We start from the raw sequence: 11,768 nt of genomic DNA, 5'->3' as shown, positions 1-11,768 counted from the left end.
AGCATCAATTCTTATTTAAACCTTTCGGCAGAGACTTCTTCATGCAAAGGGATATCCTCTTCTATAAACTGGTACAGGCTTTTTGAAAAGTAGCAGCCATTGAGAATTCCCCGCGCTCCCAAACCGTTGAAAACATAGAGATTTTTAAATGACGCATGCCTTCCTATAATAGGTCTTCTGTCTTTTACGGTAGGTCTGAAACCAAAATTTACTTCTTCCACTTCAAAATCATGGGGATAAATTTCAGATAGGCCATTGACAAGTTGGGTTACGGCAGATTCATCTACATGATGGTGAAGCTGCTCCCGGTCATAGGTTCCGCCATAGAAATAGAGTCCGTTATCTGTCGGGAACAAGAAATGTTTCTTTTTAATGGTGACATCTTCCGGAATCGCATGGGAAAGTTTTACTTTAATATGATGTCCTTTATTGGGATTTACAGCAATGTCTGAGAAGAAAGGATTTTCCGTCACGCCCATTCCCTCACAGAATACTGCATTTTTAAACTGAAGATCTTTATAAGTCCCCGAAGAAGCATCCAATTTTGTATAATCGAACTTTTCTTTAATGAGGAATGCATTTTTTTCTAAAAAATCAAATAGATCCACGAAAAATCCACTCACCTGGAGCCTGGCAGACTGATTGACCTTTCCTGTGAGAAAGTTGTTTTTTACTACCTCTAAATGATCGAATTTTTTGTCAAGAAATCCGGAAAGTTCATCATTCTCTGATTTTTTCAGCCAGAGTTTCTGTTCGTTTTCATCATGAAAAATTCTATGGATAGGGGAATCAATAAGATAATTTTTTCCGGTATAGGATTTTATCTCAGTTAATGTCTTCTTCAGGAAATCGATCTGTTCCTGTGCTTTCCAGAATGTAGTAAATTTCTTAAGTACCACAGGGTTAATAATTCCTGCAGAAACCTGTGAGGCACTTTTTCTGCCTTCCGAAAACAATACAAAAGATTTGTTGTTTCTGATTAACTGGTGAGCGAAAAACATGCCTGCATAGCCGTCTCCAACGATGATATAGTCTATCTGTTTCATAATAAAAAAAACCTGAGTAAAAATACTCAGGTTTTATATAAATATCAAGTGAAATCTTAGTAATTCCACATGTCATTCTCCATACTAAGGATCTGACTTTTGATTCTTTCACTTTCTTCCATCTGATCGTCAGCATCTTTAGGGATGTAATCTTTGATGGTACCATCACCTAAACCGCTTGATGATTTGTAAATCACTGAAGAGAATCTTCTCGCATTGATTACATCATCGAAAGACAGATCGGCAGATGAGTTCTTTCTGTTATAAACAAAATTGTTTGCTAATACGTCTCTTGCATTTGGATAGAAGATCCAGAACAGGTCAATAAGCTCATCGTTACTTGCAATTGGCTTACCATCTGGTCCGATAACTCCCTGTACGGCAGGATCCGGTCCCATAGCAGCAATCCCAAGAGGTCTGTACTTCATTTGTCCGTCTCTCTTATCGATAAACCACATACCCATGATTTTAAGAACTTTTACTTTTTCAGTAGTAGTCTTGAAAACGTCAGTATATTCTTTTTTCTCCTGATCTGTTAATTGTCTTCCGGAGTTAAGGATATCAATAGCAGCATCGTTGATGATTACTTTTTCAAGTCTTTTCTGAATACCTTCCGGAGAAAGTTTTACTGTAAAGTTTTCATCATCATAAACCTGATCGATCTTTCCACTTAATGCAGCATCTAACAATAACTGATACAGTGATCTTGTAGGTGTAGCAAGAAGTCCGTCCGGATTGTCATAGTAGAAAGGCTGGTTGATCTTGTCATTCATATCAATGATCTCCCATACAAACATACTTTTAAGGATATCTTTATCTTCTACAAACCCATATTCAAGAGGCTTTACTGTTTTATCAATAATAGTATCACCAACTTTTTGTTTGTTTTCCTCTCTCATCTGTCTGAACTCTTCCGGAGAAGCTGCGTTCAGAATAGTCTGGGAAAAAGCAAATCCCGAAACTAATACTAAAAGGGTGCTAATATATTTTTTCATAATAAATTACAATTTTAGTCCTATGGAATATTAATGATTATAGGAGTAATGTTTTTAATTACTTGGCCATCCAGTCCTTGAGCAGTAACTTTAATATCAAAGATAGAAACTACGTCTCCAGATCTAAGGTTTTTCACTAATCCAGCGGCATCATTCAATGAATTTCCGTGAACTAACAGTGCTGCTCTTCCAGGTACTCTTACCATAAACTGAGTTACAGTAAACGAAACTGGGAAGTCAAAGTCAGGAATTGCTGCCTGTACCGTCTGATTCGGGATCGAAGTCGGAGGCATTGCTACAATACTCTGTCCTCTGATTTGTCCTTGTGGCGGTGGTACATTCTTAATTCTATATTCAAATACCTGAGATACAGATTTTCCGTAAGGGTCTATACCTGATAATGTCAACTTAACTGTATTACCAGTAGTAGGTTTTACAATCCATTTTCCTGGGCCTGTATTTCTTACAGAAGCTCCCGGAGCAGATAATGAAAGTTTAGAATTGTCAGCACCTAAGATTGATCCTGAAACAGGGTTCTCAAGTCCTCTATACATTACATTCATTTTGTCTGCAGAAAGTAATAATCCTTTTTCAAGCTTCACTTCTCTTGGTCCTGCAATTACGTTATACGTGTGCGTCCACGGGAAACTTTGAGGTTTTCCTGAAGCATCAGTTAAAGTAATTGTTCCTCCCAATTTGTGCTCTCCGATACCAGAACCTGAAATAGAAGTAATTCCTTTTCCATTTTCTACTCTTCCTACACCCGTGATGCTGATTTTATTACTGTTAGAGTAAGTACCCAACATTACTTTTACTTCAGCCTGTTTTCCTGCCTGGATATCTACCGGACCAGAAACAATTGGCTCATAGCTAGAGAATTTGATACTTGCATCTACTTTTTCCTGAAGTAACAATGCCAATGCATCAGACTGTACGTTTCTTGCATCATTCTGAATAATCTCCAAATTAGAGATCGCAGCAATCAGAGGCTGATGATAGAATTTATTCTGAAACCAAGTCTTATCGTTCGGAGATTTTCCTTTTGGATATTCAGCAATCAGAGATTTGTTGGCTCTGTCTACTAAATCTTTCAACTGAGGATTGTTTCCGAAAGTTGCATTGATATAATTTCTTACATCGTCAATTTTAGCTTTTAAATCCAAAGCTCCTTTTGAAGGTGAATTTTCATCTCCTTCTTTGAAGAAATACTCTGTCGTTGCTTCATTGTTGTTCAATGCTGCAAAATTTTCGCTTACATCAATATCTTTTCCAGTCTTTGGGTCTTTATCATGAAACTCTGACTGTTTTTTCAAAGCATTTTTTATCTCCTGAGCAGAAGATACCAATCCGTCAATTTTACCTTTTAAAACTTTATAGTTTTCCCAAGGCTGTGCGTAAGTATCCGGAACCTGCAAAGCTTTTGCTTCCAATGTTTTTTCAAAAATCTTTTCGTTCTTTTTCTCCGTTAAGGTTCTTGTTTCATTCAAAGCTCTGGTAGAGTCATAGTATGATCTGATGATTTCTGCATCAATATTTAGGGCCATCATCGCGATGAACACCAAATACATCAGGTTGATCATCTTCTGACGAGGTGTCTGTTTTCCTTGTGCCATTCTCTTTTCTTTTAGTTTTTGATTAAGTAGTTAATTAGAAATGGTTAGGAATTAAGACTTCATAGCAGTAAGCATACCACCATAAACTCTATTTAAACTGTTAAGATTAGTTGTTAAACCTTGTAACTCTTGATTGAATTTTTCAGAATGTTCTGCAGACTTCTGCATATCTGCCACATATTTGTTGGCAAATTCAGATTGTCTTTTACCGCTTTCAAGCTGCATAGCATATAAAGCATTCATACTTTCCATATGCTGAGCCGCTTTGTTAAGCTGATCGTTATATTTATGAGTAGAAGCAGATACGTCAACGGTTTGGTTGATCTGGTCTACAGAGTTGGAAAACTTGTCGATACCAGTTCTTAATCTGTCAAATAACTGAACGTCCAGTTTTGCATCCTGAAGCATTTTGTCTAATTTATTTGAAAGAGAATTTTCTAGTTCTGCAAACTGCTGTGCATTGTTTTTAGATGACACATTAGAATGTAAAGGGTTTGGGTTTGCATGTTTGTCTAATAGTTCAGGATAAACATTTTCCCATGCATAAGACTCTTCCGATTTAGGAGGGTCGAATGCGAAAATGATAAAGATAATAGCCTCCGTAATAAGTCCCACTGTAAGAGCGATATTACCGTTAATTGGCCCCAAGGTAATGTGAGTAATTTTAAGCCAAGCTCCAAGAATTACAATTGCAGCACCGAATGAATAAAAGAAATTCATCCAAGCATCTTTAGTCTTAAACATATTAAGTTAGTTTTTTTAATGTTAAATAAAATTGTTATTGAAAAATAATAGTCTGGTTAATTATCTGTTAACTCTTCTTGGCTTAACAGCTGCTTCAGGAATATCCTGTACAGTTCTGAATCCGATATAGCTTCTTGCAGAATCTTTTCTTTCCCAATCTCTTGCACCTGTCATCAGGGCATATCCTATATCTTTCCAAGATCCACCTCTTACCGACTTCTTCGTATCCTTTTTATCTTTTGTAGAAGGATTTAAGGTAGAAGAGAACCCGTAAGAAGAGTTGTTATACGCAGATTCTGTCCATTCAGAAACGTTTCCAGCCATATCAAATAACCCAAATCCATTTTTCTTAAATTTCTTTACTGGAGCTGTATATGTATAAGTACCTTTTTTCTCGTCTTCCATGTAGTTACCCCTTTTAGGTTTGAAGTTGGCTAAGTAGCAACCTCTGTCGTCCATTAAATATGGACCACCCCAAGGGTAAGTAGCATTCTGCATTCCGCCTCTTGCTGCATATTCCCACTCGATTTCTGTAGGAAGACGGAACTGCAATGGTCTTTGTTTTTTTCTTTTTAAGCTTTCGTTGTAATCTGTTTTCAGTTTAGATCTGAAGTTACAGTAAGCTCTTGCCTGATCCCAGGTTACCCCAACAACAGGATAATCTTTATAGGCTTTGTGCCAGAAATACTGTTCGAACAATGGTTCGTTGTAAGCGAAGTGGAAATCGTTTACCCAAACCGTAGTATCCGGATAGATGGCAATGCTTGAACTCTTAAGGTAGTTGGCACCTCTTTCGTTCTCAGCAAGTGCAGCATCCATATCTCCCCACTGGTAGTTGTATTTTAATTTACTAACGTCTAAAATTCTTTCGTTTCCGATTCTTGAAGAAGCCGGAAGATACATAGATTCCAGAACTTCCGCATATTCTACATCAGGATACTTTCCGGTAGTCCAATGCAATGGGATTTTCCAGTCTAATCTTTTGCTGGCATCATAACTTCCGTCTTCTCTTCCTCCCTGGCCTTCTAAATATTCTTGATAAGGTGTTAAATTTTCTTCTTTTTTAGCAAGGTATGCATAATCTCCTATGCTTGCTCCTCTACGTCCGCCTTCTTCACCACCTTCTCCGGCAGCTTCGGCTAATAGAGTTCTAGCAATAGAATCTCTTACATAATTGATAAATACCCTGTATTCTGCATTAGTAGTTTCCGCTTCATCCATGAAGAAAGAGGAGACTGTAACAGTTTTTAACGAAGCTTTTTCAGGAGTATTTGTTGGATCCTGGTCTGCTAAACCAGCAACAAATGAACCTGCCGGAATACCGACCATTCCATATGGTCTTTCCGCAACAAATGATTTCGTTTTTTCTCTTGGTATCAATTCTCCTTTTGTTCCAGGCTTCCCTACAGAAGAACTGCCACCACCTGAACAAGATACTGATGCTACCGACGCAGACAATAATAAAAGAAATATCCTTTTCATGTTAATTTTTATAATTAAGCCGTAAATATATAATTTTTTTAAGAAACTTTTAAGATTTTTTTTGAAATAACGGAAGAAATCTAAATTTATTTTATTTACAACTGTTTTTTATTCCACGGTTACTGATTTTGCCAGGTTTCTAGGCTGGTCTACATTGGCTCCTCGGTACACAGCAATGTAGTATGCAAGCAGTTGTAAAGGCACTGATGCAACGATTGGAGAGAAACATTCTGAAGTCTCAGGAATTTCAATCACATAATCTGCCATTGAACTTACCTGCTGATCTCCTTTATTAACTACCGCAATCACTTTTCCTTTTCTGGCCTTAATTTCCTGAACATTACTCACAATCTTATCATAATGTCCTTTTTTAGGAGCAATAATAACGATTGGCATATTCTCATCAATAAGGGCAATAGGACCGTGCTTCATTTCCGCCGCAGGATATCCTTCAGCATGAATATAAGAGATCTCTTTCAGTTTTAAAGCTCCTTCAAGCGCTGCAGGATAATTGTATCCTCTTCCTAAATAAAGGAAGTTCGTAGCACTTACAAAGTCTTTTGCAATGTTCTGAGTAAGCTCGTGAGTTGTATTTAAAACTTCTTCAATTTTTTTAGGGATAGCATCCAGCTCAGCAATTAAGCTCATGAATTCTGCATTTCCTAAATTACCGTTGTGTTTTCCTAATTTAAAGGCAATTAAAGTAAGAATCGTAAGCTGTGCTGTAAATGCTTTAGTAGAAGCCACACCAATCTCCGGACCGGCATGGGTATATGAACCTGCATCTGTAATTCTTGCAATGGAAGAATCTACCACATTACAGATCCCATAAATAAATGCTCCTTTTTCTTTCGCCAATTTCAATGCAGCCATTGTATCTGCCGTTTCTCCGGATTGAGAAATTGCAATCACCACATCTTTATCTGTAATAATAGGATTTCTGTATCTGAATTCTGATGCATATTCTACTTCTACAGGAATTCTTGCATATTCTTCAATAAGATATTCTCCGATAAGACCGGCATGCCATGATGTTCCGCAAGCAATGATGATAATTCTGTTGGCATTCTTAAATTTCTCTACATGATCCCAGATTCCTGCCATTTTGATTACTCCTTCGTCTACAAGAAGCCTTCCTCTCATGGTATCGTGGATAGATTTTGGCTGTTCAAAGATTTCTTTAAGCATAAAATGCTCATACCCTCCTTTTTCAATCTGCTCCAGACTTAATTTAAGTTCCTGAATTTCAGGCTCTATTTTAGAGTTATCGTTGATCGTTCTGATATCTACTCCATTTTCCAATGAAATAGTGGCCATATGACCTTCTTCAAGATAGATGGCTTCTTTGGTAAATTCTACGAAAGGAGATGCATCGGAAGCAATAAAATATTCTTTATCTCCCAATCCGATAGCCAGAGGAGAACCCAGTCTTGCTACAACCAGCAAACCAGGATAATCTTCGTGAAGTACTGTAATAGCATAGGCTCCGTATACTTCATTCAAAGCATATCTTACTGCTGTAGGGAAATCTGTTTCAGAATTCAGATCCATAAAGTACTGGATAAGGTTCACCAATACTTCTGTATCTGTTTCGGATTTGAATGTAAATCCTTTTTCCGTAAGCATCGTTTTGATGGTATCATAGTTTTCTATAATTCCATTATGTACAAGGGCAATCTTTTCGTTATTTGACAAATGCGGGTGTGAGTTTCTATCACTCGGAACTCCGTGAGTAGCCCAACGTGTGTGTCCCATCCCTATTTTGGCTGTTCCTTTCAGTTGTTCTGAAATTTTAACCAAATCATCTACTTTACCTTTTGTTTTTTCTACTTCAAATTTTTTATCTGAACTTTCTAAAACAATTCCGGCACTGTCATACCCTCTATATTCTAATCTTCTAAGACCGTTGATTACAATTTCATACGCATCTTGAAATCCTGTATATCCTACAATTCCGCACATATTTTATCTAGTGTTTTTTTTATTTTTTAATCCCGTGAACTACTTTTAACTGAATTCTGTTAGGATTTGTTTTATCGAATGATCCTACAAAAACATTTCTTTCTGTTGCAAATGCTCTCGTAGTAAATCTATATCCTGCCAATGTATTGTTTGTAGTAGGAACAAACTGACCCGGATTAATAATGATGGTATTATTGGCTGCTGTTCCTTCTACAATATCTTTTACCGTTTTGGTAACAGTGAAATCATAATAGCTTAAATCCTCAGCGGACTTTATCCATGGGAATCCTGCAGTCTGTTCTGCTGTAAAGCCTGAAACCTCTAATAAATTGGTCGCCGTATTTAGCGTGTAAGGAGAAATGGTAAGATTACTCGCAGTTTTTCTGTAATTGTTATTCCAGCTGGAAAGATCTGTATAGATTCTGATTTTAGCGCTGATGATAGCTTCTTTCTTCTCATTGTATAACTTTTTAAGATCAATGATGGTCTGCTCAGGAATTTTCACAGCTATAGAAGGTCCTCCCATCCCCTGAGTATAAAGTTTATCATCTCCATCCGTTGTATTGATATTTGAAGAAGCAGTTTTCCAGGCAGAATTAGTTCTGTCATAAGCATACTGGCCGATACGCTGGTTACCTATTCCCCCACTCATTAAAAGTTTAAAGGTACTTTGAGGTCTTGTAATGGTTCCGTTATCATTCTTCTCATTGGTATAATACATAACGATCTCCATGGTATCCGGAGAGAACTGAAGAAGATATCCATCTGTTTCATCCACAGAAAGTCTGATTCCGTTGAAGTATCTCGTAAAGTTTGCCGCATCCATAAGTTCGGGCTTTTTATTTTTATCAAGAATTTTCGTCTGGAAAAAGTCTTTATCTAAACGGATTCTGAAACTTGGGTCTGATGTAAACACAGATGAGTTGTCAGATTTCTTGGTAATGGTTACCGCTCTTACTTTTCCGTTAAATACAGAAGCACCCAAAGCTGCTCCCGTGCTTACAACCACATTGGATCTTTTGAAAGCATCCGAATTTCCGTCCAGGAATGTTGTAATTTCATCTACTTTTACATTTAGAAGCGTATGGCTACCACCGGCTCCAAGTTTTAGTTTACCATATTTTGTAAAATAAGAAACCGGATACGTTTTGATATCTGTAGACACAGGAACATTGTCTGTACCTATCATAATACTTTCGTCTTTTGCTCCCGGTGCACTTACTGAATCTGTTACTGCAACAGGTTTCATCACCAGCACTACAGAGTCCATCTTTGGAGCTGTTCCGAAATCAAAATTATCTGTAGACATTCTCAGCTGGGTAAGGAAAGAGGCTTTCTGCATTCCAAACTGTCCTTCATTGAAAGCTCCTATAACAGCTGTACTGGTTGATACTCCCGATGTATTAATCAGACTAACTAATCTACCCGCATCACTTCGGATCGTATCATTATTGTTAATATTATAAGCGATAAGTTCATGTGAGGAAATATTTCCTTCAGCAGCATCACCAAGAAAAAGCTGCTCTCCCAGCGAATCCACATCCGGTTCGCAGTTATAAAGAAGAGTACTTCCGAAAACCGCCATAAAGAGAATGGCTAAGGTCCTTTTAACAGTATGAGTCATTAAAAATGTGATTTTAATAAAGTTGGTTTATAGAATCTACGTCTACGTATTCTGATTTTGGAGTTGTTGTTTCCTTGAATCCTTTATCAAGGTCTTCATCTAAAAACTCATCTCCTTTCACTACCATGTCTACGTAATTCATACTTTCAACAACGAAACTTTTGATCGTTGGATTATCTAACGCTTTTAATCCTGAAATATTATCGAATGCCAGTTTTTCAGCAATATTCTTATCCAGGTCTGCATCTTTCTCGTTGTATAAAGAAAGTACAATCTTGGCGTCTTTAAAGTAAGTATCAGATTCGTAATAGGTTTTAAGGTAAATTGGAACAAAAGAAGACATCCATCCGTTTAAATGGATCACATCCGGAACCCAGTTCAGCTTTTTGATGGTTTCAATAACCCCTCTGGCAAAGAAAATAGCTCTTTCATCATTATCATCAAAAGGGTTCCCTTCATCATCCACGTAGTACTGTTTTCTTTTGAAGTATTCTTCATTGTCGATAAAGTAAACCTGAAGTCTTTCTCCCGGAAGAGAAGCTACTTTAATGATTAAAGGCTGGTCCAGGTCATTGATAATAATATTCATTCCTGAAAGACGGATCACTTCGTGAAGCTGGAATTTTCTCTCACTTATTTGTCCAAATCTTGGCATAAAAACTCTTACATCATTGCCTTCATTGTGCATCTTAAGTGCCATTTTGTTTACCACTGCAGCCATATTTGTATCTTCCTGATATGGATACATCTCTGTAGTAATGTACAGTATTTTTTGATTCGGCATAAATTTCTATCTATATTTTTGTAAAAATGCTTTAATGTGCAAAATTACAAAAAAACATCCAACATTATTTTAATTAACATTATTTTACGATAATTCCTATTTTCAAATTATTAAAAACTCATATAATTTTATGATATTTTTAGTATTTTTGAATTAGTATTAAAATAAACAATGGAAATTATAAAAAATAAGAAAACCCTTCAGGATTTCATTGAAAGACAGAAAGAAATGGGGAAAAAGATAGGCTTTGCCCCTACTATGGGAGCACTGCACAACGGCCATCTTGCCCTGTATGAAGAAGCCAGAAAAGATAATGACCTGGTAATTTCTTCAATTTTTGTAAATCCGACCCAATTCAACAACCCTGAAGACCTGAAAAAGTATCCCAGAGATATCAACCGTGATATTCTTATCCTGAAAAACTCAGGACTGGTAGATGCAGTATACATTCCTGAAGTGGCAGATATCTATCCTGAAAAGACAGAAAGCCAGCATTATGATTTTGACGGACTGGAAAATGAAATGGAAGGAAAATTCAGACCGGGACATTTTGACGGGGTAGGAACTGTGGTAGAAGAACTTTTCAGACAGGTTAAACCTGACAATGCTTATTTTGGTGAAAAAGATTTCCAACAGCTAGCCATCATCAAAAAAATGGTTGAAAAAAAACAGCTTCCGGTAAAGGTAATCGGCGTTCCTATTTACAGAGCAGAAAACGGTCTGGCACTAAGCTCAAGAAATCAAAGACTCCATGAAGACAGAAAAGAAGCTGCAAAAGTTATTTACAACACCCTAAATAAAGTAAACGATTGGTTCCGCACGGTTACCATTCCTGAAATAAAGGAAAGAGTAACAGATATTTTCGATCACGAACAGGGAATGAAGCTGGAATACTTCCTGATTGCCGATGAAGACACCCTGAAAGAAACCGATTTCTTTTACAAAGACAGAAAATACCGCGCATTTATTGTGGTTGTGGTAGATGGTGTAAGATTAATTGACAATATGCATCTGGATTAGTACGGAATGTACTCCAACAATGCATCCGCATAATTTATAAAAGAAGCTCTGGTCTTATGGATCAGAGCTTTTTCTTTGGCCATACACAAAACTTGCGGAGTAGTTAAAGTCTGGTTATTTAAAGCAAAGAAAATTATTATAGTGTTTATAAAGGAGAGCAAAGAGGGAATCAACTTCATTGATTTTGATGAAGAGTGTACTGACTTTCACTTCTATTCATCTGCTTTATCCTCATAATCCGCGAGTGCAATGAGCAATTAATTTTTGTTCAGTCCACAATCTCTGAGCCTGATGCGGCTTTACTTTTACAGGTTGAAGTATATATCAAAAAAAAATCAAAGGTCTCTTGAGGAAACCTTTGATACACCAAATCACAAAATATTAATATGAAAAAAATTTACTTTTCAGTAAACTTGTGACCCGGCTGGGATTCGAACCCAGGACCCATACATTAAAAGTGTATTGCTCTACCAGCTGAGCTACCGAGTCGGTCACTTT

At 37.0% G+C, this 11,768-nt stretch carries 9 protein-coding genes and 1 tRNA gene; 1 reads left to right on the top strand and 9 read right to left on the bottom strand.

What is annotated here, in order from left to right:
- Positions 1-11: 11 nt before the first annotated feature.
- The 8 genes from ACM46_RS16820 to ACM46_RS16785 form a co-directional block, all read right to left on the bottom strand.
- Positions 12-1,046, bottom strand: a complete 1,035-nt coding sequence (locus ACM46_RS16820; RefSeq protein ID WP_048507863.1) for an NAD(P)/FAD-dependent oxidoreductase — start codon at positions 1,044-1,046, stop codon at positions 12-14.
- A 56-nt stretch (positions 1,047-1,102) separates the two neighbouring features.
- Entirely contained in the window at positions 1,103-2,041 is a 939-nt protein-coding gene (gene porN, locus ACM46_RS16815; RefSeq protein WP_048507862.1) for a type IX secretion system ring subunit PorN/GldN, read from the bottom strand.
- A 20-nt stretch (positions 2,042-2,061) separates the two neighbouring features.
- Positions 2,062-3,654: a type IX secretion system motor protein PorM/GldM gene (porM, locus tag ACM46_RS16810; RefSeq protein ID WP_048507861.1), complete on the bottom strand. Its 1,593-nt coding sequence runs from the start codon at positions 3,652-3,654 to the stop codon at positions 2,062-2,064.
- A gap of 51 nt (positions 3,655-3,705) precedes the next feature.
- Positions 3,706-4,398 carry a type IX secretion system motor protein PorL/GldL gene (porL, locus tag ACM46_RS16805; RefSeq protein WP_048507860.1) on the bottom strand — a complete coding sequence of 231 codons (693 nt, stop codon included), beginning with the start codon at positions 4,396-4,398 and terminating at the stop codon, positions 3,706-3,708.
- A 60-nt stretch (positions 4,399-4,458) separates the two neighbouring features.
- Positions 4,459-5,880, bottom strand: a complete 1,422-nt coding sequence (gene porK / locus ACM46_RS16800) for a T9SS ring complex lipoprotein PorK/GldK (RefSeq protein ID WP_048507859.1) — start codon at positions 5,878-5,880, stop codon at positions 4,459-4,461.
- A 108-nt stretch (positions 5,881-5,988) separates the two neighbouring features.
- Positions 5,989-7,842 carry a glutamine--fructose-6-phosphate transaminase (isomerizing) gene (gene glmS, locus ACM46_RS16795; RefSeq protein WP_048507858.1) on the bottom strand — a complete coding sequence of 618 codons (1,854 nt, stop codon included), beginning with the start codon at positions 7,840-7,842 and terminating at the stop codon, positions 5,989-5,991.
- A 19-nt stretch (positions 7,843-7,861) separates the two neighbouring features.
- The gene (locus ACM46_RS16790) at positions 7,862-9,466 is read right to left on the bottom strand and encodes a DUF4270 family protein (RefSeq protein ID WP_048507857.1); all 1,605 of its coding nucleotides are present in this window, start codon (positions 9,464-9,466) and stop codon (positions 7,862-7,864) included.
- A 13-nt stretch (positions 9,467-9,479) separates the two neighbouring features.
- The gene (locus ACM46_RS16785; RefSeq protein WP_048507856.1) at positions 9,480-10,250 is read right to left on the bottom strand and encodes a glycogen/starch synthase; all 771 of its coding nucleotides are present in this window, start codon (positions 10,248-10,250) and stop codon (positions 9,480-9,482) included.
- Between the two features lie 171 nt (positions 10,251-10,421).
- On the opposite strand from ACM46_RS16785, the gene panC reads away from it, so the two are divergent.
- Positions 10,422-11,270, top strand: a complete 849-nt coding sequence (gene panC, locus ACM46_RS16780; protein WP_048507855.1) for a pantoate--beta-alanine ligase — start codon at positions 10,422-10,424, stop codon at positions 11,268-11,270.
- 416 nt (positions 11,271-11,686) lie between these two features.
- Here the strand turns inward: panC and ACM46_RS16775 are convergent.
- Positions 11,687-11,759: transfer RNA gene (locus ACM46_RS16775), tRNA-Lys, on the bottom strand.
- Positions 11,760-11,768: the final 9 nt, after the last annotated feature.

This window comes from Chryseobacterium angstadtii (genome assembly GCF_001045465.1).
Taxonomy (GTDB): domain Bacteria; phylum Bacteroidota; class Bacteroidia; order Flavobacteriales; family Weeksellaceae; genus Chryseobacterium; species Chryseobacterium angstadtii.
The sequence above is the reverse complement of the archived record's forward strand: the minus strand, read 5'-3'. Positions and strand labels throughout refer to the sequence as shown.